Annotated in this window: 26 protein-coding genes; 6 read left to right on the forward strand and 20 right to left on the reverse strand. The window is 70.6% G+C overall.

The window, feature by feature from the left end; genetic code table 11:
* The first annotated feature begins 16 nt into the window (after positions 1 to 16).
* The gene (locus tag J8G10_RS11515) at positions 17 to 1,012 is read left to right on the forward strand and encodes an asparaginase (protein ID WP_251444660.1); all 996 of its coding nucleotides are present in this window, start codon (positions 17 to 19) and stop codon (positions 1,010 to 1,012) included.
* A 63-nt stretch (positions 1,013 to 1,075) separates the two neighbouring features.
* Positions 1,076 to 2,191, forward strand: coding sequence for an alanine dehydrogenase (gene ald / locus J8G10_RS11520; protein WP_251444661.1), 1,116 nt, complete (start codon positions 1,076 to 1,078; stop codon positions 2,189 to 2,191).
* Here ald and J8G10_RS11525 read toward each other — a convergent pair.
* From J8G10_RS11525 to prmC, 17 genes are all read right to left on the reverse strand, one after another.
* On the reverse strand, positions 2,163 to 4,967 hold the full coding sequence (locus J8G10_RS11525) for an FtsK/SpoIIIE domain-containing protein (protein WP_251444662.1): 2,805 nt from the start codon (positions 4,965 to 4,967) through the stop codon (positions 2,163 to 2,165). The genes ald and J8G10_RS11525 overlap by 29 nt on opposite strands.
* Before the next feature lie 57 nt (positions 4,968 to 5,024).
* A complete protein-coding gene (locus J8G10_RS11530; protein WP_251444663.1) occupies positions 5,025 to 5,843 on the reverse strand; it encodes a PP2C family serine/threonine-protein phosphatase in 819 nt (272 codons plus the stop codon).
* An 83-nt stretch (positions 5,844 to 5,926) separates the two neighbouring features.
* Positions 5,927 to 6,898: an aldo/keto reductase gene (locus tag J8G10_RS11535; protein ID WP_251444664.1), complete on the reverse strand. Its 972-nt coding sequence runs from the start codon at positions 6,896 to 6,898 to the stop codon at positions 5,927 to 5,929.
* A gap of 93 nt (positions 6,899 to 6,991) precedes the next feature.
* The gene (locus J8G10_RS11540) at positions 6,992 to 7,744 is read right to left on the reverse strand and encodes a large exoprotein (protein ID WP_251444665.1); all 753 of its coding nucleotides are present in this window, start codon (positions 7,742 to 7,744) and stop codon (positions 6,992 to 6,994) included.
* A gap of 114 nt (positions 7,745 to 7,858) precedes the next feature.
* Positions 7,859 to 8,623, reverse strand: a complete 765-nt coding sequence (locus tag J8G10_RS11545) for a YaaA family protein (RefSeq protein ID WP_251444666.1) — start codon at positions 8,621 to 8,623, stop codon at positions 7,859 to 7,861.
* Between the two features lie 82 nt (positions 8,624 to 8,705).
* Positions 8,706 to 8,966 carry a F0F1 ATP synthase subunit epsilon gene (locus tag J8G10_RS11550; RefSeq protein ID WP_233310707.1) on the reverse strand — a complete coding sequence of 87 codons (261 nt, stop codon included), beginning with the start codon at positions 8,964 to 8,966 and terminating at the stop codon, positions 8,706 to 8,708.
* Positions 8,967 to 8,968: 2 nt separating this feature from the next.
* Positions 8,969 to 10,405, reverse strand: coding sequence for a F0F1 ATP synthase subunit beta (gene atpD, locus J8G10_RS11555; RefSeq protein ID WP_251444668.1), 1,437 nt, complete (start codon positions 10,403 to 10,405; stop codon positions 8,969 to 8,971).
* Positions 10,406 to 10,428: 23 nt separating this feature from the next.
* The gene (locus J8G10_RS11560; protein WP_251444670.1) at positions 10,429 to 11,328 is read right to left on the reverse strand and encodes a F0F1 ATP synthase subunit gamma; all 900 of its coding nucleotides are present in this window, start codon (positions 11,326 to 11,328) and stop codon (positions 10,429 to 10,431) included.
* A 19-nt stretch (positions 11,329 to 11,347) separates the two neighbouring features.
* Positions 11,348 to 12,988 (reverse strand): F0F1 ATP synthase subunit alpha, encoded by a 1,641-nt coding sequence (gene atpA / locus J8G10_RS11565; RefSeq protein ID WP_251444672.1) that lies wholly within the window; start codon positions 12,986 to 12,988, stop codon positions 11,348 to 11,350.
* Between the two features lie 51 nt (positions 12,989 to 13,039).
* Complete coding sequence (locus J8G10_RS11570; protein WP_251444675.1) at positions 13,040 to 13,828, reverse strand: F0F1 ATP synthase subunit delta; 789 nt, start codon at positions 13,826 to 13,828, stop codon at positions 13,040 to 13,042.
* Positions 13,828 to 14,382, reverse strand: a complete 555-nt coding sequence (locus tag J8G10_RS11575) for a F0F1 ATP synthase subunit B (RefSeq protein WP_251444678.1) — start codon at positions 14,380 to 14,382, stop codon at positions 13,828 to 13,830. The genes J8G10_RS11570 and J8G10_RS11575 overlap by 1 nt, the downstream gene beginning before the upstream one ends.
* Positions 14,383 to 14,410: 28 nt before the next feature.
* Complete coding sequence (gene atpE, locus J8G10_RS11580; protein WP_045251710.1) at positions 14,411 to 14,647, reverse strand: ATP synthase F0 subunit C; 237 nt, start codon at positions 14,645 to 14,647, stop codon at positions 14,411 to 14,413.
* 49 nt (positions 14,648 to 14,696) lie between these two features.
* Positions 14,697 to 15,482 (reverse strand): F0F1 ATP synthase subunit A, encoded by a 786-nt coding sequence (gene atpB, locus J8G10_RS11585; RefSeq protein ID WP_251444681.1) that lies wholly within the window; start codon positions 15,480 to 15,482, stop codon positions 14,697 to 14,699.
* Between the two features lie 121 nt (positions 15,483 to 15,603).
* Entirely contained in the window at positions 15,604 to 16,143 is a 540-nt protein-coding gene (locus J8G10_RS11590) for a hypothetical protein (RefSeq protein ID WP_251444684.1), read from the reverse strand.
* Positions 16,140 to 17,285 carry an MraY family glycosyltransferase gene (locus J8G10_RS11595; RefSeq protein ID WP_251444687.1) on the reverse strand — a complete coding sequence of 382 codons (1,146 nt, stop codon included), beginning with the start codon at positions 17,283 to 17,285 and terminating at the stop codon, positions 16,140 to 16,142. The genes J8G10_RS11590 and J8G10_RS11595 overlap by 4 nt, the downstream gene beginning before the upstream one ends.
* Before the next feature lie 24 nt (positions 17,286 to 17,309).
* Positions 17,310 to 17,984, reverse strand: a complete 675-nt coding sequence (locus J8G10_RS11600) for an L-threonylcarbamoyladenylate synthase (RefSeq protein ID WP_251444690.1) — start codon at positions 17,982 to 17,984, stop codon at positions 17,310 to 17,312.
* An 81-nt stretch (positions 17,985 to 18,065) separates the two neighbouring features.
* Positions 18,066 to 18,923 carry a peptide chain release factor N(5)-glutamine methyltransferase gene (gene prmC, locus J8G10_RS11605; protein ID WP_251444693.1) on the reverse strand — a complete coding sequence of 286 codons (858 nt, stop codon included), beginning with the start codon at positions 18,921 to 18,923 and terminating at the stop codon, positions 18,066 to 18,068.
* A gap of 141 nt (positions 18,924 to 19,064) precedes the next feature.
* On the opposite strand from prmC, the gene cysK reads away from it, so the two are divergent.
* Both cysK and epsC read left to right on the forward strand, forming a co-directional pair.
* Positions 19,065 to 20,003: a cysteine synthase A gene (cysK, locus tag J8G10_RS11610; RefSeq protein ID WP_251444696.1), complete on the forward strand. Its 939-nt coding sequence runs from the start codon at positions 19,065 to 19,067 to the stop codon at positions 20,001 to 20,003.
* On the forward strand, positions 20,003 to 20,605 hold the full coding sequence (epsC, locus tag J8G10_RS11615) for a serine O-acetyltransferase EpsC (RefSeq protein WP_251444700.1): 603 nt from the start codon (positions 20,003 to 20,005) through the stop codon (positions 20,603 to 20,605). The genes cysK and epsC overlap by 1 nt, the downstream gene beginning before the upstream one ends.
* Before the next feature lie 41 nt (positions 20,606 to 20,646).
* On the opposite strand, the gene J8G10_RS11620 is transcribed toward epsC, so the two are convergent.
* Positions 20,647 to 21,069, reverse strand: coding sequence for a phage holin family protein (locus J8G10_RS11620; RefSeq protein ID WP_251444703.1), 423 nt, complete (start codon positions 21,067 to 21,069; stop codon positions 20,647 to 20,649).
* A 60-nt stretch (positions 21,070 to 21,129) separates the two neighbouring features.
* Between J8G10_RS11620 and J8G10_RS11625 the strand changes: the two genes are divergently transcribed.
* A complete protein-coding gene (locus J8G10_RS11625; RefSeq protein WP_251444706.1) occupies positions 21,130 to 22,194 on the forward strand; it encodes a DNA polymerase IV in 1,065 nt (354 codons plus the stop codon).
* Here J8G10_RS11625 and J8G10_RS11630 read toward each other — a convergent pair whose 3' ends face one another.
* The gene (locus J8G10_RS11630; RefSeq protein WP_251444710.1) at positions 22,195 to 23,178 is read right to left on the reverse strand and encodes an NAD(P)-dependent alcohol dehydrogenase; all 984 of its coding nucleotides are present in this window, start codon (positions 23,176 to 23,178) and stop codon (positions 22,195 to 22,197) included. It abuts the gene before it with no gap.
* 87 nt (positions 23,179 to 23,265) lie between these two features.
* On the opposite strand from J8G10_RS11630, the gene J8G10_RS11635 reads away from it, so the two are divergent.
* Complete coding sequence (locus tag J8G10_RS11635; protein ID WP_251444713.1) at positions 23,266 to 23,913, forward strand: TetR/AcrR family transcriptional regulator; 648 nt, start codon at positions 23,266 to 23,268, stop codon at positions 23,911 to 23,913.
* Between the two features lie 25 nt (positions 23,914 to 23,938).
* Here the strand turns inward: J8G10_RS11635 and prfA are convergent, their stop codons facing one another.
* Positions 23,939 to 25,018 (reverse strand): peptide chain release factor 1, encoded by a 1,080-nt coding sequence (gene prfA / locus J8G10_RS11640; RefSeq protein ID WP_251444716.1) that lies wholly within the window; start codon positions 25,016 to 25,018, stop codon positions 23,939 to 23,941.
* Positions 25,019 to 25,054: the final 36 nt, after the last annotated feature.

A 25,054-nucleotide genomic window follows, 5' to 3' on the forward strand; every position in this document is an offset into this window, starting at 1 on the left:
TACTAGGCTTGCCCTCGTGGTGCAGACTCTGACCGTCCAGGATGCCGTGGAACTCGCCGTCGTCGAACGGAATGGATTCATCGAATCCCGCCACATCGGAGCAGCCGTCGTGCTCTCGCCGGAGGGCGACGTCGTCGTGCGTCACGGCAATCCCGAGGCCCTCGTGCTGCCCCGCTCGAGCCTCAAGCCGCTGCAGGCCGTCGCCTGCCTCACCGCCGGTGCGCCCCTGGAGGGCGAGCAGCTGGGGCTCGCCACGGCGAGCCATGTCGGCACCGACCGGCACGTGGTCGTGGTGCGCGAGGTGCTCACCGCCGGCGGGCTCACCGAGGACGACCTGGGGTGCCCCGCGGACTGGCCGGGCGACTCGGCGACGCGCGACGAGCTCGTGCGCGACCATGCCGGCAAGGCGCGCATCCGGATGAACTGCTCGGGCAAGCACGCGACGATGCTGCGCGCCTGCGTCGCGAACGGCTGGCCGACCGCCGGCTACCTGGACGTGGACCATCCGCTCCAGGTGCACATCAAGGAGACGGTCGAGCGGCTCAGCGGCGAACGCGTGGCGGCCACCGCGATCGACGGCTGCGGCGCGCCGGTGCACGCCATCACCCTGCTGGGTCTCGCGCGCGCCCTGCATCGCATCGGGAGCGCGTCGGAGCGCTCCCCGTTCGCCCTGCATCGGGTCGCGGGCGCTCTGGTGCGCACGGTGCGGGAGAACCCGTGGACCATCGAGGGGCCCGGGCGCCCCGACACCGTCGCGATCGAGAAGCTGGGCGTGTTCGCCAAGCATGGCGCCGAGGGCGTGATGGTGATGATCGCCCCGGACGGCACCACGGTAGCCCTGAAGATGCTCGACGGATCCGGCCGTGCGGCCACGATCGTCGCAGCGACGCTGCTCGCCCGTGCGGGCGCGCTGACCGACGCGCAGGTGGACAGCCTCGCCTCGGCCCTCCCTCTTGCCGTCCTCGGTGGCGGCAGCGGCGTGGGGGCCATCCGCCCCGGCGCCGGAATCTGAACGCCCCCAGAAAGGGCCAGGACCCCGAGCCGGAAGGCTCGTCAGGGAAAGAAAGGAGCCACGATGAGGATCTCGGTCCCCAGCGAGGTGAAGAACAACGAGTTCCGCGTCGCGCTCACCCCCGCGGGGGTGCATGACCTCGTGCTCGCCGGTCATGACGTCTTCGTGCAGTCCGGCGCCGGTGCCGGCTCCTCGATGTCGGACGAGGACTACCGCGAAGCCGGCGCGACGCTGATCGACGACGCCGATGAGGTCTGGGCCCGCGCCGAGCTCGTCCTGAAGGTCAAGGAGCCGATCGCCAGCGAGTACCACCGCTTCCGCAGCGATCTGGTGCTGTTCACGTACCTGCATCTCGCGGCCGATCGCGCACTGACCGACCGGCTGGCCGAGTCCGGCATGACCGCGATCGCCTACGAGACCGTGCAGCTGGCCTCGGGAGCCCTCCCGCTGCTCGCCCCGATGAGCGAGGTCGCGGGACGTCTCGCCCCTCTCGTCGGAGCGAACACGCTGATGCGTTCGCACGGCGGCCTCGGCCTGCTGATGTCGGGCGTGCCTGGCACGCGTCCCGCGACCGTCACGGTGATCGGCGGCGGCGTCGCCGGCGCGAACGCCGCGGTGATCGCGGCCGGCATGGGCGCGGACGTGACGATCTTCGACACGAACATCGCCCGCCTGCGCTACCTGGACGACTTCTTCGGCGGACGCGTCAAGACCGCGGCATCGAACCCGCTGGACCTGCGCCGCGCCGTGGTCGGGTCGGACCTCGTCATCGGATCGGTGCTGATCCCGGGTGCGAAGGCTCCGAAGCTCGTCACGAACGACATGGTCGCCGAGATGCGTCCGGGCAGCGTGCTGGTCGACATCGCGGTGGATCAGGGCGGCTGCTTCGCGGACACGCACCCGACGACGCACGACGACCCGACGTTCCGCGTGCACGACACGGTGTTCTACTGCGTGGCCAACATGCCGGGCGCCGTGCCGAACACGTCGACCTCTGCGCTGACGAACGCGACGCTGCCCTACGTGCGGCAGATCGCGGCGCGCGGCTGGCAGGCGGCCCTGCGCGCCGACGCCGCCCTTGCCGGCGGCCTCAACGTCACCGGCGGGAAGATCGCCAACGCCGGGGTGGCCACCGCGCACGAGCTGCCGCTCACGCCGCTCGAGGAGCTGCTGGGCTGACCCCGCTCCGCGGGGCGGGCAGGATCACCCTGGACGGCCTTCCGTCCTCGTCCACGGTCCATGCCCGCCCCGCGAACGGGAGCGCGTACGGAGGGAGCTCGCGCACGCCGGCGAGCGTGCGCAGTTCCCGGGCCGCCTCCGCGAGCACCACGATCTCCCCCGTCCGTGCGATGCGCTGCCACAGCGTGAACTGGCGCTGCCAGGAGTCTGCATCGCCCACGAGCAGCTGAAGCTCCGCGCGATCCCTCACCCCCTCGTCGAGGACCGTCGGCGTCCCCTCCGAGATCACCTGGACAGCACCGCGTCCGAACCGGTCGGCGAGCATCTCGGCGGTGCGCACCGGCGCGGTGCTCACCAGACCGACCAGGCTCGTCCTCGGCTGCCAGACCGGGTGGGGAGCCTCATCGCCGGCGCCGGTGCGCCCCTCGGGCAGCACGAACTGCACCTCGGTTCCGTCGAGCAGGCCTCGCCCCGGCGGTCGCGACGGATCAAAAGTGCGGGGATCCCCGCCTGCTGCCAGGTGCTCGGTGCGGCTCGCCGATCGCAGCAGCGCCCGCGCGGGCAGCAGATCGGCGAGCAGCGCGAGCTGCGCCGTGCACCGCGACGCGCTGAGCAGCACCGTCGCCCCGCGCTCTCCGGCGTCGCGTATGACGCGCTGCAGCCGCTCCGCCCAGGCCGAGGCGTATTCCAGCGGCAGCGCGGCCAGCTGACGGTCCGCGTCGTCGACGGCCAGCAGACGAGGCAGCCTGCGGCCTCCGTCGGCCAGCTCGTCGATCACCTCCCAGGAGCGTTCGGGATCGGCCGGGAGCAGCAGCGCCCCGCTCGTCTGCTCGACGGCGTTCCGCAGCAGCGCGGTCTTGCCGGATGCCGGCCCTCCGAACACCACGAGCCCGCGGTCCTCCCCCGCGCGCAGCGTGCGCGGCACCTGACGCTGACGTTCGGGCTCGTCCGCGAGGCCGAGCACGATCTCACCCGGCATCGACGGAGGCAGATCGGCGCGATGCAGCCGCGGGGGCAGAACAGGCAGCCAGGGGCTGCGGGCTCGCTCCTCACCCCGCCGCCGCGCGGCGATGACTCCGAGGTCGCTCTCGCCCGTCCGCGCCACGCGGAACGCCGCCGGCGCTGCATCCTGCGCGCGCCGGACAAAGGCCAGTCCGCGTCCGGCGACATCCCCGGCCAGCAGCGCGGCGTCGTCGGTGCCGATCATGGCCCGACTGTCGGCGGCGTCGGTGACGCGCAGCGCGATCCGCAGCGGGCAGTTGGCGGCCAGAGCGTCACGGATCACGCCGGTCGCCCGTTGGGTGCCGAGGATGAGATGCATGCCCAGCGCACGGCCACGCGCGGCGATGTCGGTGAACACGAGCGCGAGGTCGGGGTGCTGCTGCACGAGCGCCGCGAACTCGTCGACCACGATCACGAGGCGGCCGAGCGCCCCGTCGGCCTCCGCGATGCTGCGCGCCCCGTGCTCGGAGAGCACCCCCTCCCGGCGCCGCAGTTCGGCGCGGAGACTGCGCACACCGCGCTCGGCACCGTCCGCGTCGAGATCGGTGATCACCGCTGCGACGTGGGGCAGGATCCGCAGCGGCTCGAACGCGGTGCCGCCCTTGAAGTCGGCGAGCACGAACGCGACCTCCGTCGCCGAGTGCGCCGCGGCCAGCGCGGAGACCCAGCTCACCAGCAGTTCGCTCTTGCCCGCGCCGGTGACGCCCGTCACGAGCGCGTGGGGGCCGTCGGCCACGAGATCGACGGCGACCGGCCCCTCGGCGTCCCGGCCCAGCGCGGCGATCAGTCGACCGAGAGACGCGCCGCGCTCGTGACTGTCGGACGATACCGTCGCCAGGACCTCCGCGATCCCGACCGCTGCGGGGATGACCGCCGCCTTATCGTGCTCGAGCATCTGTGCGCGCACGATCTCCTCCGCCTGCTCCCGGGAGATCCCCTCCACGGAGCACGCCCGGTCCCCCTCCGGCGTACGCAGGCGTGCGGCCGAGGGCTCCGTCACATCGAGGACTGCGCGATATCCCGCCGGGGGTGCGGCTCCCTGCCTCCGCACGCACAGACGAGGGCCCGTGAGCGCCGTTCGCCCCACGCCGACATGCACCGGGACTCCGGGGTGGTCCCTGCGCGCCTGCGGGAGGGCATCCAGTCCCACGACCGCGACGCCGTCGCCCTCGAAGCGGATCGCGCCGCTCGCGTGCCGTACGCAGAGCTGCAGCAGCAGGGCGCGCGTCACGGCCGCCGCCACGGGAAGAGGACCGCGTATGCAGAGGCCGTCCGCAAGCGACGTCGTCACGGGCACGGCGGGCAGAGTGCGGTGCCGCGCACGGAACGCCTCGGCTGCCGGTCCCGTGCCGGTGAATCGCAGCGGCGACGCGCCGTCGCCGCTGCCGACGGCGAGCTCGACGCCTTCCTCGAACGCGAGCGACCGCGTCGGGGGTTCCCCGAGGCATGCGGCGAGATCGGGAACGGCCCGCCGCCGGCGCGCCTGTTCCTCCGCCTCTCGCGCCGCCACGGTCTCCTCCACGCGCGCCCAGGCCTGCGTCTCCTCCGCCTTCGCGATGCGCAGGGCGCGACGACGCTGCCGCAGACCGTCCAGGAACGCCGCGAGGATCATGACCGGTCCCAGCGCGGCGAAGCAGAGCGAGAGCGCGGAGCCCGTCACGGCGAACAGCACCGCTCCCGATACGACCGGGACGATCGCGGCCACGAGCGGGAGCGACCCGCGTGCGGGCGTCACGGGAGCAGCGGGCAGGGAGATCGTCTCGACGGCGTGCATGCCGTCATCCCATCGCAGCCCGCACGCCTGCGGGCCGGCGTGCGCGGGATCGGTGCGCTAGACGACGGGAAGCGGGGCTGTGGAGGACGAGGCGTCGGCGGCGGGGATGCGGCGCACGTCCACCACGATGATGGTGACGTTGTCCCGTCCCCCGTTCTCCAGGGCTGCGCCGAGCATCGCGTCGACCGCAGCGTCCGGAGTCGGGTTGAGACCGAGGAAGTGCTGGATGCCGTAGTCGGTGAGCTCCTTCGTGAGCCCGTCCGAGCAGATCACGAAGCGGTCGCCGTCGCGCACGGAGAACTCGCGATAGTCCGGCGGCAGCGCCTCGCTCACGCCGACGGCACGGGTGATCACGTTGCTGTAGGGATGCCCCTCGGCCTCCTCGGGGCTCAGACGTCCCGCCGTGATGAGCTCCTGCACGACGGAGTGATCCGTCGTCACCTGGCTGAGCGCTCCGTCACGGAGCAGATACACCCGGGAATCGCCGATGTTGAGCGACACCCAGTGCGCGTCCCCGTCGATCAGCGCGAAGAACACGCCTGTGAGCGTGGTTCCGGTTCCCTCGTCCGTGGTGTCGGGATGGGCGGTGATGTCCTGCACCGCCGCAGTGAGCGCGGTCTCGATGGTGGCCGGGGAGATCTCACCCGCCCCGACCGCTTCCTGCAGACGGGCGACCGTGCGCTGGCTCGCGATCTCACCGCCCGCGTGACCGCCCATGCCGTCGGCGACGACGAAGAGCGGGTACTCGGTCAGCAGCGAATCCTGGTTGCTCTCGCGCCGACGACCGGTGTCGGTCGCCCCCGCCCAGCTCAGGATGACCGTGTCGCCGGACGCCAGCGCGACCTCGCGCGTGTGGGCCGTAGAACCCTGGCTCATCGCGATCCTCCCTCTCCTCGGGCGGTCGGAACGACCGCTGAAATCTCACACATCGTAATGGATCCGCACCGTCGACACGCGGCTCAGGCCGCCGGATCCGCCGGGAGCGGAAGCAGCGCGTCGATCGCGGCGACGTCCTCCGCTGTCGGAGTCCACGCCGCGCCGGCGCGGGCGTTCGCCTCGATCTGCGCCGCCGAGGTCGCTCCGGCGATCACCGACGCCACGCCGGGCTGCGCCAGCAGCCACCCGAAGGTCGCCTCGAGCATCGTCACACCCCGCTCGTCGCAGAACGCCCGGTATGCCTCGAGCGCATCCCACGGTGCGTCTTCCCAGAGGTGCGCCCTGGTCCGCATGATGCGGCTCTGCGCGGGCCCTCCCTCCCGGGTGAACTTCCCGGTGAGCAGGCCGTTGTGCAGCGGGAAGAACGGGAAGAAGCCGAGCCCGAAGCGGTTCACCGCCGGGAGGACCTCGCGCTCCGCGGCACGGGACAGCAGCGAGTACTGGTTCTGCGAGGAGATGAAGCACGCGCTGCGGGAGGCGCTCAGCTGCGCCTCCGCGATCTGCCAGCCGGTGAAGTTCGAGTGTCCGAAGTAGCGGATCTTGCCTTCGCGGACGAGCTCGTCGAGCGCGTCGAGCGTCTCCTCGATGGGCGTCTGCGGATCCGGCCAGTGCAGCTGGTAGAGGTCGATCCAGTCCGTGCGCAGGCGACGCAGCGACTCCGTGACCGCCCTGCGGATGTAGCGACGCGACCCGCGCGCGGCGGGGAAGTCGTAGCCCATGTCGAATCCGGCATAGCCGAACTTGGTCGCCAGCACGACGCGATCGCGGCGCCCCTCGAGCGCCTCGCCCATGAGGGTCTCGCTGAGGCCGGGAACCTTGCCGTAGATGTCCGCCGTGTCGAGGAAGGTGACCCCGTGGTCGATCGCGGCGTCGAGGACCTCGCGCGTACCCTGCAGGGTCTCGGTCGCGGTGCCCGCCCGTCCGAAGTTGTTGCATCCGAGTCCCACGGCGGAGACCAGGAGCCCGGACGATCCGACACGTCGTTCAGCGCTCATGCCTTCCAAACTACAGGGCGTGATCGCGCCCCGCGCCCGCACCCGGGAACGCCGGAGGCCCCGGTCCGAGGACCGGGGCCTCCGTGAGGAGCGTCAGGCCGGGGGCTGCTCACCCGTCTGCGGAGCGTCCGGGTTCGCCGCCGGCGGGGCCGGAGGAGCCGGAGGGGTCACCGGCGGCTGCGGCGCGGCCGGAGCCGGCGGAGCTGCCGGCGGCTGGAACGTCGGAGCCTGCGGCGCGGCGGGGGCCTGCGGCGCAGCCGGCTGGCCGTAGCCCGGCTGCTGCGGCGCTGCGTAGCCCTGGGCGGCCGGCGGCTGGTACCCCTGCGGGGCACCGTAACCGGGAGCCGGAGCCTGTGCCGACGGCTGCACGGGGATGCCCTGCCAGACCGTGCGGTCGGCGAGGAAGCCGTTGCCGGCCCAGGAGGCGGGGACGATGTTCGGGTTCCAGCGCGACTTGTCGAACGCGTTGATGCCGAGCCACACGATGCTGAGGAAGATGTAGAGCACGACCCAGGCACCGCTCTTCTGCAGCTTGAGGCCGACACGCCAGGCAGCCAGCACCATCAGCACGGCCATCGCGATACCCACGAGCCATCCGAGGAAGGGCACCCAGGTGAGCAGGAAGCCGAACGCGAGCCACGGGCTCAGGTCACCGAGCTTCAGGAAGATCATCACGTTGTAGAACGGCACCCACGCGCGCCACTTGCCTTCGACGCCGGCCTTCTCGAAGATCTTCATGAGGAAGAGCGAGCCGAGCACGTAGAAGACGACGGCGAAGATGAACCAGGTCAGGGCCGCGATCAGATAGGCAGCCGCGAGCGCGGTGCTGTCTCCGTAAGAGTCCATGTTTCCCTCCGGGATCGGTTGATGATGCATTTCGCATCGAGGAGCCCCAACTGAGAATTAGCTGGGTGCTTCGACGCGAAACACCCTACCGTGTCCGGACGTCGCACTCACGAACTATTTGCGGGCCGTCGCCTGATCCGTCACCAGTTCCACGACGCGGATCTCGTCCGCGACCCGGAGTTCGACCCCCGCGCGCGACGCCCAGTTCCGCAGGGTGCGCAGGGAGGTGATGTTCGGCCGCTCCTGCGCGAGGCGACGGACCAGCTCGCCCTTCGCGTGCTTGTTGAAGTGATTCAGCGCCTTGCCCTGCGCTGTCACGACCCTGACGTACGCCGACGGCAGCGCCTCCGGCACCGGTCCCAGCCCGACGTACGCCTCGGAGCGCAGGTCCAGCACGAAGCGGGGAGCCGCCGCCACGAGCTCCGCCGACACGGCGTCCGCCCACAGCCGCCGCAGAGCCGGGATCCCCGGCACGGATGCTCCGGCGCCGAGCCGATAGGACGGGATCGGATCCAGGGCTCCCACAGGCCCGAACGGAGCCGAGTGGATCCGGACATGAGCGCCGAGCCAGCGGCGTGCATACCCGTCCAGCGACCCGGCGTCCAGAGCATCGAACAGCACCCCGGTGTAGCGGTCCACGGCCGGCAGGATCGGGCCGTCAGCGAGGGCGGCGTTGTCCCGCACCGCCTCGGCGAGCTGGGCGTCGCTGAGCTTGAGCACGCGGCGCGTCGTCTCCGCATCCGCGGCCAGTGCCGTGAGCGCATCGCGCACCTGTTGGCGCTGCGAAAGGAGGCCCGGCAGCGCCCAGGCCAACGGATCCGCGGGCCCGCGCTTCCCGCCCGGGCGCTTGGTCTCGCTCGGCGGCAGCAGGATCATCATCGGCAGGACTCCTCGGACGACGGATGGGGACGCGCAAGCGCCGGACCCCCGCGGGGATCCGGCGCTTGCGTGAACGGTTCGATCAGGCGACGAGCGCCGCGTTGCCCGCGACGATGGTCAGGGCGTCACCCTCCATCGACACGAAGCCGTCGCGCGCGCTGGCCAGCACCTTGGTGCCGTCGAGCTGGGTGATGCGGACCTGACCCTCGGCGAGGATCGCCAGCACGGGCTCGTGCCCGGCCATGAAGCCCAGCTCGCCCTCGACGGTCTTCGCGACCACGAGGCTGGCCTCGCCGGTCCAGACCTCCGCGTCCGCGGAGACGAGGCTGACGTGCAGAGCCATGATCAGGCGTTCTCCTTCTGGATGCGTGCCCAGTTCTCCTCGACGTCCGAGATCGGGCCGACGTTGAAGAAGGCCTGCTCGGCGACGTGGTCGAAGTCACCGCGGCAGATCGCGTCGAACGACTCGATCGTGTCCTTGAGCGGAACCGTGGAGCCCTCGACACCGGTGAACTTCTTCGCCATGTAGGTGTTCTGGGAGAGGAACTGCTGGATGCGGCGGGCGCGGGCGACGACGATCTTGTCCTCTTCCGAGAGCTCGTCGACACCGAGGATCGCGATGATCTCCTGCAGTTCCTTGTTCTTCTGGAGGATCTGCTTGACCGTCGTGGCCACGCGGTAGTGGTCCTCGCCCAGGTAGCGGGGGTCCATGATCCGCGAGGTCGAGGTCAGCGGGTCGATCGCGGGGTACAGACCCTTCGAGGCGATCTCGCGCGAGAGCTCGGTCGTCGCATCGAGGTGCGCGAAGGTCGTCGCCGGGGCCGGGTCGGTGTAGTCGTCGGCCGGGACGTAGATCGCCTGCAGCGAGGTGATCGAGTGACCACGGGTCGAGGTGATGCGCTCCTGGAGCACACCCATCTCGTCGGCGAGGTTCGGCTGGTAGCCCACCGCGGACGGCATGCGGCCGAGCAGCGTGGAGACCTCGGAACCGGCCTGCGTGAAGCGGAAGATGTTGTCGATGAAGAGCAGCACGTCCTGCTTCTGCACATCGCGGAAGTACTCCGCCATGGTCAGGGCCGACAGGGCGACGCGCAGACGCGTCCCCGGCGGCTCGTCCATCTGGCCGAAGACGAGCGCGGTCTTGTCGAAGACGCCCGCCTCCTCCATCTCGCCGATGAGGTCGTTGCCCTCACGGGTGCGCTCGCCGACGCCCGCGAACACCGACACACCACCGTGGTCCTGCGCGACGCGCTGGATCATCTCCTGGATGAGGACGGTCTTGCCGACGCCCGCGCCGCCGAACAGGCCGATCTTGCCACCCTGCACGTACGGGGTGAGCAGGTCGATCGACTTGATGCCGGTTTCGAACATGCTGGTCTTCGACTCGAGCTGGTCGAAGTTCGGGGCCTTGCGGTGGATCGGCCAGCGCTCGGTGATCTCGATCTGCTCGCCGGGCTCGGCGTTGAGGACCTCGCCGATGACGTTGAAGACCTTGCCCTTGGTGACGTCGCCGACCGGGACCGAGATGGCCTCACCGGTGTCGCGCACCTCCTGGCCGCGGACCACGCCGTCGGTGGACTTCAGCGCGATGGCGCGCACCAGGTCGTCGCCGAGGTGCTGGGCGACCTCGAGGGTGATCTCGGTCGACTCTTCGCCGATCACGATCGTGGTCTTCAGGGCGTTGTAGATCTCGGGGATCGCGTCGTGCGGGAACTCGATGTCGACGACCGGGCCGTTGACGCGAGCAACGCGCCCGACGACCGTCGTAGCGGTGGCAGTCATAATTGGTCTCTCTCCTGAGGGGCTTATTTGCTCGACGCCAGAGCGTCGGCGCCGCCGACGATCTCGGCGATCTGCTGCGTGATCTCGGCCTGGCGCGCGTTGTTGCGCAGGCGGGTGTAGTCGGTGATGAGCTTGTCGGCGTTGTCGCTGGCCGACTTCATCGCCTTCTGCGTCGCGGCCTGCTTGGCGGCGGACGACTGCAGGAGGGCGTTGAAGACCCGGCTCTGGATGTACACCGGCAGGATCGCGTCGAGCACCGTCTCCGCATCCGGCTCGAACTCGTACAGCGGGTAGACCGCGGTCGAGGTGTCGGCCTCGTCGGCCTCGGCGATCTCCAGCGGAAGCAGCCGGACCGTCTCCGGCGACTGCGTCATCATGCTGACGAAGCGGTTGAAGACGAGGTGGATCTCGTCCACGCCGCCCTGGTCCCCGCCCCGATCGAACGCCTCGAGCAGCGTCGCCGAGATGGCCTCCGCCGTGTGGAACGACGGGGTGTCCGTGTCGCCGGTCCACTCCGCCGCCGCGTCGAGGCCGCGGAACTGGAAGTAGCCCACCGCCTTGCGTCCCACGAGGTAGAACACCGGCTCGCGGCCCTCGGAGCGCAGGAGCTCTGCGAGCTCCATGCCCTCACGGAGGATCTGCGAGTTGAAGGCGCCCGCGAGACCGCGATCCGACGAGAAGATCACGACCGCGGAGCGGCGGATGTTCTCGGGCTCACGGGTGAGCGGGTGGTCGACGTTGGAGTGCGTGGCCACGGCGGAGACGGCCCTCGTCACGGCCCGCGCGAAGGGCGAGGACGCGTTGACGCGCGCCATCGCCTTCTGGATGCGCGAAGCCGCGATGAGTTCCATCGCCTTCGTGATCTTCTTGGTCGTCTGAGCAGAAGAGATCTTCTGCTTGTAGACCCGGAGTTGTGCGCCCATAGCTCAGACTCCCCCGCGCTTACGCGCGACGGCCCTTGACGATCTTCTCCTGGTTCACGTCGTCGACGTCCGCGGCGCTGTGCTCCTCGTGGCCGGGAGCGCCGATGCCGTGACCGGTGCCGCCCTGGAACTCGAGGATGAAGGCGTCGGTGGCCTTGTCGAGCTCGGCGACCGTGTCGTCGTCGAGGACGTTGGTCTCACGCAGGCGATCGAGCACCGTGGTGTGACGACGGAGGTGGTCGAGCAGCTCCCGCTCGAAGCGCAGCACGTCCTCGACCTCGATGGTGTCGAGCTTGCCGTTGGTGCCGGCCCAGATCGACACGACCTGGTCCTCCACCGGGTACGGCGAGTACTGCGGCTGCTTGAGCAGCTCGGTCAGACGCGCGCCGCGCGCCAGCTGGCGCCGCGAGGCCTGGTCGAGGTCGGACGCGAACATCGCGAAGGCCTCGAGCGAGCGGTACTGCGCGAGCTCGAGCTTCAGCGTTCCCGACACCTTCTTGATCGACTTCACCTGGGCGTCACCACCGACGCGGGACACCGAGATGCCCACGTCGACAGCCGGACGCTGGTTCGCGTTGAACAGGTCGGACTGCAGGAAGATCTGGCCGTCGGTGATCGAGATCACGTTGGTCGGGATGTACGCCGAGACGTCGTTGGCCTTGGTCTCGATGATGGGCAGACCCGTCATCGAACCGGCGCCGAGCTCGTCGGACAGCTTCGCGCAGCGCTCCAGCAGGCGGGAGTGCAGGTAGAAGACGTCGCCGGGGTACGCCTCGCGGCCCGGCGGACGGCGCAGCAGCAGCGACACGGCGCGGTAGGCCTCGGCCTGCTTCGACAGGTCGTCGAAGATGATCAGGACGTGCTTGCCGCCGTACATCCAGTGCTGGCCGATGGCCGAACCGGTGTAGGGGGCGAGGTACTTGAAGCCGGCCGGGTCGGAGGCCGGGGCCGCGACGATGGTCGTGTACTCCAGGGCGCCGGCCTCTTCCAGCGCACCCTTGACGGAGGCGATGGTCGAGCCCTTCTGGCCGATGGCGACGTAGATGCAGCGGACCTGCTTGTTGACGTCGCCCGACTCCCAGTTGGCCTTCTGGTTGATGATCGTGTCGATCGCGATCGCCGTCTTGCCGGTCTGGCGGTCGCCGATGATGAGCTGGCGCTGGCCGCGGCCGACGGGGATCATCGCGTCGATGGCCTTGATGCCGGTCTGCATCGGCTCGTGCACGCTCTTGCGCTGCATGACGCCGGGCGCCTGCAGCTCGAGGGCGCGGACGCCGTCCGTCGCGATCTCGCCGAGACCGTCGATCGGGTTGCCGAGCGGGTCCACGACGCGGCCGAGGTAGCCGTCGCCGACCGGCACGGAGAGGACCTCACCGGTGCGGGTGACTTCCTGGCCGGCCTCGATGCCGGCGAAGTCGCCGAGGACGACGACGCCGATCTCGTGCTCGTCCAGGTTCAGCGCGAGTCCCTTGGTGCCGTCGGCGAAGGTCACGAGCTCGTTCGCCATGACGCCGGGCAGTCCCTCGACGTGCGCGATGCCGTCCGCTGCGTCGATGACGGTGCCGACCTCGGTCGCCGTGCCGGACGTCGGCTCGTACGCGGCGACGAAGTCCTTCAGCGCGTCACGGATGACGTCGGGGCTGATCGAAAGTTCTGCCATTGTCTTCCCTTTGTATCTGGTAGCGCGGCCTTACCGCGCGAAGTTCGTTTGTCAGCCCGCGAGCTTCTGCCGGAGATCGGCGAGGCGGGCGGCGATGCTGCCGTCGATGACATCGTCCGCGACCTGCACGCGCAGGCCTCCGACGACGGCGGAGTCGAGCACCTCGTTCAGCGCGATCTGACGGCCGTAACGGCCCGTCAGCACGGCGCGGAGACGGTCGCGCTGCGGCGCGCTGAGCGGAGCAGCCGTGTGCACGGTCGCGACGATCCGGTCGCGCTGCGCCGAGACGATCCGCATGGCGCGGCTCAGCAGACGGCGCACGCGGCGGCCGCGCGGCTCGCGCACCAGCGACGTGACGATGAGCGATGTCGCGGGGTGCAGGCTCGATCCGACCAGCTTCTGCACGAGCGCGGCCTTGCCCTCGCCGCCACCGAGGCGACCGCCCAGGGCCAGCTCGAGATCGGCGTTGTCCGCGACGAGACGCGAGACCGAGAACAGCTCGCCCTCGATGTCGGCGTCCGGCGAGGAGATCGCCGCCGCGCGCACCGCGAGCTCCTCCACACCGTCGACGAGGTCGGCGGCGGAGGACCAGCGCTGGGAGACGGCCGTGGTGAGCAGGCTCACCGTGATCGGAGACGCTCCGGCGAACACGCGCGACACCAGGGCGGCGCGGGCCTCGACGGGGGCGGACGGGTCGGCGAGCGCGCCGCTCAGCGCGGTGGACTCACCGATCAGGCGCGTGGCGGAGAACAGCTCTCCGGCGACGTCGAGGGTGATCCCCTGGGCGGCGGTCAGAGCACTGCTCGACGCCGTGAGGGCCTGAGCGGTCGCGCTGCCCATTACTTCGCCGCCTCGGAGGCCTCGAGGTCCGCCAGGAAGCGGTCCACGACGGCCGTCGCGCGTGCGTCGTCGGAGAGGGTCTCGCCGACCACGCCACCGGCGAGGTCGAGAGCGAGGCCGCCGACCTCGTTGCGCAGCGAGACGAACGCCGTCTGGCGCTCCGCCTCGATCTGCGAGTGGGCGGCGGCGGTCAGACGCGCAGCCTCGGCGACAGCGGTCTCCTTGGCCTCGGCGACGATCTTCTTGCCGTCCTCACGGGCGGTCTCGCGGATCGTGCCGGCCTCGGTGCGCGCCTCGGCGAGCTGACGGGTGTACTCCTCCAGCGCCGCCTCGGCCTGCTTCTGGGCCTCGTCCGCCTTGGCGATGTTGCCCTCGATGGCAGCGGAGCGCTCGTCGAGCATCTTCGTGAACCGCGGAAGGGCGTAGAACCACACCACGGCGAGGATCACGACGAACCACAGCGCCGACCAGACCAGGTCGTACCACGCCGGCAGGAGCGGGTTGTGAGCCGCCTCGCCCTCTGCCGCGAGGTTCGTGACAAGAGCGTTCAGCATCCTGTCTCCTTCGGGATTCGGGTGCGGATTACGGGAAGGGGATGAAGCCGACGGCGATGCCGACGAACGCGAGCGCCTCGGTGAAGGCGATGCCGATCCACATCAGAACCTGCAGGCGACCGGCCAGCTCGGGCTGACGGGCGACACCCTCGATCGTCTTGCCGACGACGATGCCCACGCCGATGGCCGGGCCGATGGCGGCGAGGCCGTAGCCGATCGCCGCGAGGTTGCCGTTGACTGCTGCGAGAACCGTAGTAGCGTCCACGGGTTTTTCCTTTCGTTGTGGGCGGCAGGTTCGCCGCCCGCAGGGGTTGTCAGTGCTCTTCTGCGACCGCGAGCTGGATGTAGACCGCGGTGAGGACGGTGAAGACGTAGGCCTGGAGGACGGCGACGAGGATCTCGAAGACCGAGAAGGCGCCGCCGAAGGCGAGGGTACCGACGCCGAGCGCAGCCCAGCCGCCGCCCGCCGTGAAGAAGAAGAACGCGGTGGCCGAGTAGCACAGCACGAGCAGCATGTGGCCGACGACCATGTTCATCAGAAGACGAAGGGTCAGGGTCACCGGGCGGATGATGAAGGTCGAGATGAACTCGATCGGCGTCACGATGATGTAGACCGGCCACGGCACACCGGCCGGGAAGAGCGCGTTCTTGAAGAAGTTCTTCGGGCTCTTCTTGATACCGGCGTAGATGAAGGTGATGTAGCTGATGACCGCGAGCAGCAGGGGAACGCCGATGATGCTCGTACCGGCGATGTTCAGGCCGGGGATGATGCCCGTGATGTTCATGAACAGCGTCATGAAGAAGATCGTGGTGAGGATCGGCAGGAACCGGTCGCCGTCCTTACGGCCGAGCAGGTCGTGCGCGATGCCGCCGCGGACGAAGCCGAGGCCCATCTCGACGACGCTCTGGAAGCGGCCGGGGACGATCTTCATCCGGCGGGTTCCGAGCACCAGGATCAGCACCACGGCCACGACCGAGACGAACTGAACGAGGTGGATCCTGTGGATCGGGACGCCGAAGACGTTGAACAGGATCTCGGGGAAGAACTCGTCCATCGACGGGCCGTGGAAACCGCTGTCGTCGGCCAGTCGAGGAATCATGGTCGCAGCAAGATTAAACAGCGCGGGCTCCAACTTCGGGGCACCGGGGGCTACCGGGGCGTCGGTCGATGTGCTTCACAGCGCAGCGCTCGCGGGACGAGCGGGCTCGGGTTCCAGCCTATCAGACGTGTGAGTTCCCTGAATCCGCGTCATGATCCCGCCCAGAGGGACTACGCTCCCCTGCCGACGGCGCCACGTCCTCGGGGGCGACGGTCGGCAGCGAGGTGTCGCTGACGACGGGCAGTCGCATCTTCAGGAACACGACGGCATCGATGCCGAGCGAGACCAGCACCCCCGCGAGCAGCGCCCAGAAGAAGACGACCGGCTCCAGCCAGGGCTGCCCGCGCAGCACGAGGATCAGCACGAAGAAGAGCGCGAGCTTCAGGAACCAGCCGCCCATCACGATCGCGAAGAAGAGCTGCACGTAGAGCTCCTGACCGAACCAGCGGTTCGCGATGAGGATGCTGCCGGCCGTGATCGCGCCGAACACCACCGCGATGAGGGCGCCGATCAGACCGCTCCACACGCCGGGGGCGCCCTTGACCGCTCCCCCGACGACTGCGGCGACCACGCCGAGCACGACGGCGGCGACGCCGGACGCGATCAGCGCGGTGCGCAGGATCGGGGTGCTGGTGACGGGATGGGGGCTCGCGGAGCTCATTTCGATTCCTTCTGCGGGGCGCGCGGGCGCGACGGGATGAGGGTGACAACGAGGCAGGCTCCCGCGCCGACGATGCCGAAGACCACGCCGGCGGCGTACTCGCCGAACCAGCCCTCCCGCGAGCCGATGTACATCAGTAGCACGGCGATCGAGATGACCGCGGTCCAGGCGTAGAAGATGAGCACCGCGTCGCGGCCCCGATGACCGAGGTCGAGCATGCGGTGGTGCAGGTGCTTGCGGTCGGGCGAGAACGGCGACTTGCCCGCGCGCATGCGGCGCAGCACCGCCAGCCCGAAGTCGAGCAGCGGCAGCAGCACCACGACGACCGGGAGCAGGATCGGGATGAACGCGCCGAGCAGCTGCGAACGGCCGATCTGCGCGTTGGTCAGCACCGCCGGGTTCAGCTGCCCCGTGATGGCGACGGCGCTGGTCGCCATGAGCAGACCGATCACGAGGGCCCCGGAGTCGCCCATGAACAGCTTCGCCGGGCTCCAGTTCAAGGGCAGGAAGCCGATGCAGGCGCCGATCAGCACGGCGGCGATGAACGGCGCGAGGCTGAAGTAGCTGGACTGCCCGATGTCCCGGGCGATGATGTACGAGTACGCGAAGAACACGCCGTTCGCGATGAGGCAGACGCCCGCGACGAGGCCGTCCAGGCCGTCGATGAAGTTGACCGCGTTCATCACGATGACGATCGCGAACATCGTGATGACGATGCTCAGCGCATTCGAGGCGATCACCGGCTCGGGCAGCGGGAGCGAGGCGATCTGCAGTCCGCCGACGATCGTGACCAGGCCCGCGGCGAGGAACTGGGCGCCGAGCTTGATCATCCAGTCCAGATCCCACAGGTCGTCGATGACGCCCACGACCGCGATGAGCAGCACGGCGCCGAGCACCGACCACATCGTCTGCGGCTGCGCCCAGATGATGTGGAAGAACGGGCTCGCGGCGCTTGCGGCGAACGCCGCGAGGATGCCGCAGAGCATCGCCACCCCGCCGAGCCGCGGCGTCGGAGTCGTGTGCACGTCGCGCTCGCGGATGCCGGGGTACAGCTTGAAGCGCAGGCTCAGCTGCCACACCGCCCAGGAGCAGGCGAGGGTGACGGCGGCCGTGAGGATCACGGTGAACAGGTACTGCTTCACGTCGTCGCTCTCATCCGAAGACCGTCAGGACGGCTCTTCGAGCAGATCCCCGAGCACGCGGGCGAGGTCGTCGCGGGACACGGCGCCTTCGCGGAGCACGCGGACCTTCGCATCGTCGCCGCCCGGGCGCACGAGGGAGGTGGCGTCGACGATCGTCGATGCGACGCCGCCGGTCGCGGGCCCCGCATCGAGGTAGACCGCGACGCTGTCGCCGAGCATGTCCTGCGCGCCCTGCGCCTCGACCGCGGCGGGCCGGCCGGTGAGGTTCGCGCTGGAGACGGCGAGCGGCCCGGTCTCCTCGAGCAGCGCCAGCGCGACCTTGTGGTCGGGCATCCGCACGGCGACCGTGCCGTGGGTCTCGCCGAGGTCCCAGACGAGCGAGGGCTGCGAGGGCAGCACGATCGTCAGGCCGCCCGGCCAGAACGCGTCCACGAGACGCTGCACCGGCTCCGGCACGCTCTCGACGAGAGCGGCGAGGGTGGCGGTGCTGCCGACGAGCACGGGAGGCGGCTGCTGGCGACCTCTCCCCTTCGCGTCGAGCAGGCGCTGGACGGCGGCGGGGCTGAACGCATCGGCGCCCACGCCGTAGACGGTGTCGGTGGGGAGCACGACCAGCTCGCCGCGGCCGATCGCCAGACGGGCCTGGCGCATGCCGGTGAGGATCTGATCCGCGTCGCGGCTATCGAAGAGGGAGGACATGACCGGCCCAGTCTACGGGGCGGAGCGTCCCGCCCTGCTGTGGGCGCGATGGGAGCCGGCTCGACGGCGGCGCGGAACGGGTTACGGACGTATCGCCGTCGTGGCCCGGTCGCGCCGGGTGAGGTCCTGATGCGTCGCGGTCGCGCGCCAGCCGTCCGCCGCGAGCAGCTCCCGGATCGCGGCTCCCTGCACCTCGGCATGCTCGAGCACCAGCGTGCCCCCGGGATGCAGCAGCGCCCAGGCTCGGCGGCTGATCGCCCGCACCACATCGAGTCCGTCCGGGCCGCCGTAGAGCGCGAGCGCCGGGTCGAACAGGCGCACCTCGGGGTCGCGAGGGATCGCGTCGTCCGGGACGTACGGCGGATTGGAGATGACGACGTCCACCGTGCCGTCCAGCTCGCCCAGAGCCTCGCGGAGGTCCCCGAGCACGAGCGCGAGGTTGCCCTGCATCGCGGTGTTGCGCTGCGCCCACGCGTGCGCCTCGGGCGACAGCTCCACCGCGTGCACCCGCGCATGCGGCACCTCGGTCGCGAGTGCGAGCGCGATCGCGCCGGATCCCGTGCACAGGTCGACGCCGACCGGCTCGGGCGATGCGGAGGCCAGCAGCGCGTCGATCGCGAACTGCGCGACGATCTCGGTCTCCGGCCGTGGCACGAAGACGCCAGGACCGACGGCGAGCTCGAGGTGGCGGAACGGAGCCGTTCCGGTGAGGTGCTGGAGCGGCTCGCGCGCCGCCCGCCGGGCGACCAGCGCCTCCAGCGCGTCGGTCTGGGTCTCGTCGAGCGCATCACCGCGGATCGTCGCCGCCTGCACCGCGCCGCGCCCCATTCCCAGGACGTGTCCCGCGAGCAGCTCGGCGTCGACGACGGGGTCGGGCACGCCGGCCTCGCCGAGGACGGTCGCGGCACGGCGGAGGGCTTCGGCGAGGGGCGCGGACATAGACCTCCAGCGTAATGCGGCCGTCACATTCACCGTGCGCACACGACCCCGGCCTAGGCTGTGCACGATCGTGTCCTCGTCGACTAGCGGGACGGGACCCGTCGCTCCACCCGACGCAGTGCGCCCATCGAAAGGTCCGTCATGGCAGGCATCCACTCCGACATCACCAGCACGTTCGGCAACACCCCGCTCGTCCGGCTGAACCACGTCACCGAGGGCCTCGACGCCACGGTTCTCGTCAAGCTCGAGTCGTTCAACCCGGCGTCCAGCGTCAAGGACCGCATCGGCATCGCCATCGTCGACGCCGCCGAGGCGTCGGGCGAGCTGAAGCCGGGCGGCACCATCGTCGAGGCCACCAGCGGCAACACCGGCATCGCGCTGGCGATGGTCGGCGCGGCCCGCGGCTACCGCGTGATCCTCACCATGCCCGCGTCCATGTCGAAGGAGCGGCGCGTGCTGCTCAAGGCGTTCGGCGCCGAGCTCGTGCTCACCGACCCCACGCTCGGCATGAAGGGCGCGATCGAGGAGCTCCAGAAGATCATCGCCGAGACCCCGGGCGCCGTGTGGGCCCGCCAGTTCGAGAACGCCGCGAACCCCCAGATCCACCGGGAGACCACCGCGCAGGAGATCCTGCGCGACACCGAGGGCAAGGTCGACGTCTTCGTCGCCGGCATCGGCACCGGTGGCACGATCACGGGCACGGGTCAGGCGCTCAAGGCGGTCAACCCCGAGGTGACCGTGATCGCCGTCGAGCCGACCGACTCCCCGCTGCTCAGCCAGGGCCACCCCGGACCGGCGAAGATCCAGGGCATCGGCCCCAACTTCGTCCCCGCGATCCTGGACCGCGACGTCATCGACGAGATCATCACGGCCGGCTTCGAGGAGTCCCTCGCCACCGCGCGCGACCTCGCCGCGAAGGAGGGACTGCTCGTCGGGATCTCCGCCGGCGCCGCCGTCGCCCAGGCGCTGAAGGTCGCGGCGCGCCCCGAGAGCGCCGGCAAGACCATCGTCGTGATCGCCCCGGACACCGGCGAGCGCTACCTGTCGACCGCCCTCTTCGAGGACCTGCGCGAAGACTGATGACCGTCTCCGAGACTCCCCGGGGGTCCGACATGTCGTGGGCCGGGCGGATGCGCGAGGACGTCGCGTCCGCCCGGCTGCGCGACCCCGCGGCGCGCGGCGGGCTCGAGATCGCGCTGCTCTATCCCGGCCTGCACGCCATCTGGGCGCACCGGCTCAACCACGCGCTGTGGAAGCGCGGACTGCGCTTCCCGGCACGGATGGGCTCGCAGGTCGCGCGCTGGCTCACCGGCATCGAGATCCACCCGGGCGCGCAGATCGGGCGGCGCTTCTTCATCGACCACGGCATGGGCGTCGTGATCGGAGAGACGGCCGAGGTCGGCGACGACGTGATGCTCTACCACGGGGTCACGCTCGGCGGCCGCACGCGCGACGCCGGCAAGCGCCACCCCACCCTCGAGGACGGCGTCGTCGTCGGCGCCGGCGCGAAGATCCTGGGACCCGTCGTGATCGGGGCGCGATCCGCGATCGGCGCCAATGCGGTCGTGACGAAGGACGCCCCCGCCGACTCCGTGCTCACCGGCGTGCCCGCGCGCGCCCGGCCCCGCATCGAGGGCGAGAGCACGGCACGGATCCTCTCCGTGCCGGACTACTCGATCTGACGCGCGCTCGCGGATCTCGCAAACGGGATCCGCGAGCGGGTTCAGCGCTTCTTCGCCGCGGCCTTCAGCGCCGCGGCCTCGCGCACCTCGCGCTTGATGAGCAGCAGCGGCAGCACGACCGTGCACAGCGCCGTGATGATCCAGACGACCACGGGACCGAGGATCCAGGCCAGCGCGTCGGTGATCCGCAGGCCCCCGATCGGCAGCAGGACGACGATGAGCAGCGCGACGAAGGTGGAGATGATCCCGATGCCGCCCAGGAGCGCGGGCGCGTAGCGGTTCGCCATCGAGGTGATCCATGGGGCGAGCAGGCTCTGCAGCACCGTGAAGATCAGCACGCACAGCACGAACCCCCACCACTTGCTCCATTCGATCGTGAAGCCCGGGAGCAGCAGGTCGGCCACGATGAGGCCGACGGCCGAGGAAGCCAGGAAGATCAGGGTGCGCGTGAAGAAGAGGCCCATGGCCGGAGCATAGCGCGGGACAGGTGCCGCCCTGCATGCGCCCCGCGTAGTGTCGAGGGCATGCACTGGGTGCTCCATGTGGACCTCGACCAGTTCATCGCGGCCGTCGAGGTGCTGCGTCGTCCCGAACTCGCCGGACTGCCGGTCATCGTGGGCGGCCGCGGGGATCCGGGCGAGCGCGCCGTCGTGTCCACGGCGTCCTACGAGGCGCGCGCGTTCGGCGTGGGCTCCGGCATGCCGCTGCGCATCGCGGCGCGCAAGGCGCCCGAGGCGGTGATCCTGCCGGTCGACGCCCCGGCGTACCTGGAGGCGTCGGCCGAGGTGATGGCGGAGCTGCGCGCCCAGCCCGGGGCCGTGGTGCAGGTGCTGGGCTGGGACGAGGCCTTCGTCGGCGTGGACACGGACTCCCCCGAGGCGTATGCGCGCCGTCTGCAGCAGGCGGTCCTGGCCCGCACGCGGCTGCACTGCAGCGTCGGCATCGGCGACACGCTCGTCCGCGCGAAGATCGCGACGGGGTTCGGCAAGCCGCGGGGCGTGTTCCGCCTCACCGCGGCGAACTGGGACGCGGTGATGGGCGAGCACGCGGTCGTCGACCTGTGGGGCGTCGGCCCGAAGGTCTCGAAGCGGCTGCTCGCCCTGGGCATCCGCACGGTGGCGGAGCTCGCCGCCGCGCCCGCGGATGCGCTCACCGCCGAGTTCGGTCCGCGGATGGGTCTCTGGTATCGCGAGCTCGGACAGGGCGGGAGCTCCGCGGTCGTCGACGATACGCCCTGGGTTCCGCGCGGACACAGCCGCGAGACCACGTATCAGACCGATCTCGCCGACCCCGCGGAGATCGAGCGGGCCGCTCTGGCGCTGCTGGACCAGGTGCTCGATGATGTGGCCGAAGACGGACGCGGCGTGATCGGCCTCGGCCTGAAGGTCCGCTACGCGCCCTTCACGACGAAGACGTTCACCAAGCGGATCCCGGAGACCGCCGATCGCGCCGTGATCGTCGAGAGGGCGCGGGAGCTCATCGCGCGGATCGCGCCGGACCGCGCCGTGCGGCTGCTCGGCGTGCGGGCGGAGATGACGCTGCCCGAGGACGCCCGGGACGGACGCACGCCGACCCGCGGGGCGTGGTGATCAGTCCGCGTTCGCGTCGGCGGTCTCCTGCGGATGCAGCACGAGGTTGCCCACCTTCCGGCCCGCGTCGACGCGCGCATGCGCCTCGGCGAGACGATCCAGCGCGAGCGCGCCGTCCCGGACGACGCGGAGCGCCCCGGAGCCGACCAGCTCGAGCAGGGTGGTGAAGTCCTCGGTGCGCTGCGGGGCCGTGCCCGTCTTGACCGGGCCGCGGGCGGTGACGATCTCGCCGAGGGTCGCGGCCGCGAGCAGCAGCCTGCCGCCCTCGGCGAGAAGCGGTCGTCCGGTCGCGGGACTCAGCGCGCCGACCGTGTCGAAGACGACGTCGAAGCGCTCACCGCGGTCCGCGAGGGCAGCGATCGGATCGACCCGGTAATCGATGACCCGGTCGGCCCCCAGCTCCCTGGAGAGCTCGGCGTTGCCCGCGCTGGTCACGGCGGTCACCGTGGCTCCGAGGTGCTTCGCGAGCTGCACCGCGTTCGTGCCCACCGCGCCAGAGGCGCCCACGACGAGCACCCGTTCGCCGGAGCGCACCGCGGCTCTGTCCCGCAGGAAGTACAGGGCCGTCGTGCCGCCGAAGAGCACCCCCGCGGCATCATCGAAGGAGACCTCGTCGGCGATGCGCACGAGCCGCGAGGCGGACACCGCGACGAGCTCGGCGTGCGCGCCCATGCGCGCCCCGGTCATCCCGCAGACGCGGTCGCCCACGGCGACGCCGTCCGCTTCCGCACCCGTCGCCTCGACGACACCGGCGAAGACCACCCCGAGCACCGACGCCCGCGGGCCCCGCAGCCCGAGGGCGAGCCTTCCCGGCAGTGCGAACCCGCGCGGAAAGCGGGCGCCCCGGATGCGCGCGTCGCCCGAGTTGACGGTCGACGCCATCACGCGCACGAGCACTTCGCCGCGTCCCGCGACCGGATCGGCCACCGTCTCGATCCGCACGACGGACGGAGGTCCGTATCGCTCGACCACACCTGCACGCATCCTGTCCCCTTACGCCCGTAAGTCTTTGTGCCGCTACGATAGCCTTACACCGGTAAGGGCGCAACCCGCGCCCGGAAGGGAGGCCGCGTGGCCCGGAGGACCCCGCTCAGCCGCGAGCGCATCGTCACCGCGGCGATGCAGGTCGCCGATGACGGCGGTCTGGGCGCGGTGAGCATGCGCAACGTCGGCAAGGAGCTCGGCGCCGAGGCGATGTCGCTCTACCACCACGTCTCCGGCAAGGAGGAGCTGCTCGACCTGCTCGCCGACGCGGCTTTCACGCAGATCCCGCTGCCCGAGATCGGCGCACCGTGGCGCGCCGCGATGACCTCGCGCGCCCACGCCATGCGTGCCGTGCTCAAGAGGCACTCCTGGGCTCTGACCCTGCTCGAGTCACGCGCGAACCCCGGCGAGGCCGTGATGCGGCACCACGACCGCGTGCTCGGGCTGCTCCGCGGGGACGGGTTCGACCTCGTGCTCGCCGCCCACGCGTACTCCGCGCTCGATGCGTACATCTACGGCTTCGTGCTCACGGAGCTGAGCCTCCCGTTCACCCCCGACACGGGTCCGGAGGAGTTCGCCGAGGGGCTGGAGCTCACCGCCTCCGAGTACCCGCATCTCGCCGAGATGCTCGAGCAGATGGTCGTCGGGCACGACTACGACTACGGGGACGAGTTCGGCTACGGCCTCGATCTCGTGCTCGATCAGCTCGAGCAGCGCAGAGCCGCCCTGGCCTGAGCCGCCGGCGCCTCCGGGAGTGCGCTCAGCCCTCGGAGCCGAGGGCCGCCAGCCGCGCCTCCTCGTCCGCATGGATCGCGGACTCGATGAGCGGCTCGAGGGCGCCGTCCATCACGGCGTCGAGGTTGTACGCCTTGAACCCGGTGCGGTGATCCGCGATGCGGTTCTCCGGGAAGTTGTAGGTGCGGATCCGCTCCGAGCGGTCCATGCCGCGGATCTGCGAGCGCCGGGCGTCGGAAGCCGCCGCATCGAGCTCCTCCTGCTGCTTCGCGAGCAGCCGGGCCCGCAGCACGCGCATGGCGGCCTCGCGGTTCTGCAGCTGCGACTTCTCGTTCTGCATCGACACGACGATCCCGCTCGGCAGGTGCGTGATGCGCACGGCCGAGTCGGTCGTGTTCACGGACTGCCCGCCCGGGCCGGAGGAGCGGAACACGTCGATCTTGAGGTCGTTCTGGTTGATCGCGATCTCATCGGGCTCGTCGACCTCGGGGAACACCAGGACCCCGGTCGTGGACGTGTGGATGCGCCCCTGCGACTCGGTCGCGGGGACCCGCTGCACCCGGTGCACGCCGCCCTCGTACTTGAGGTGGGCCCAGACGCCCTGCGAGGGATCCGTGGAGGATCCCTTGATCGCGACCTGCACGTCCTTGTACCCGCCGAGATCCGACTCGGTGCGCTCCAGGAGCTCGGTCTTCCAGCCCTTCGACGCGGCGTACTGCACGTACATGCGCAGCAGATCGGCGGCGAAGAGGGCGGATTCGGCTCCGCCCTCCCCCGCCTTGATCTCCATGATCACGTCGCGCGCGTCGTCGGGGTCCCGAGGGATCAACAGGCGCCGGAGCTTCTCCTGCGCGGCCTGCAGACCCTCCTCCATGCCGGGGATCTCGGCCGCGATCGACTCGTCCTCGCGGGCGAACTCGCGCGCGGTCTCGAGATCCTCCCCGGCGGCGATCCAGTCGTCATGCGCCTTCACGATGCGGCTGAGCTCGGCGTAGCGGCGGTTGACCCGCTTCGCGCGCGCGGCGTCGGCGTGCACCTCGGGGTCGGAGAGCTCCTTCTCCACCCTGCGATGCTCGTCGCGCAGCGCCTCGACCTGTTCGAACATGACGACCGGATCCCGGAGCAGTGGCTGTCCCGCAGA

Origin of the sequence: Microbacterium sp. USTB-Y (genome assembly GCF_023703415.1) — a bacterium.
Lineage (GTDB): Bacteria > Actinomycetota > Actinomycetes > Actinomycetales > Microbacteriaceae > Microbacterium.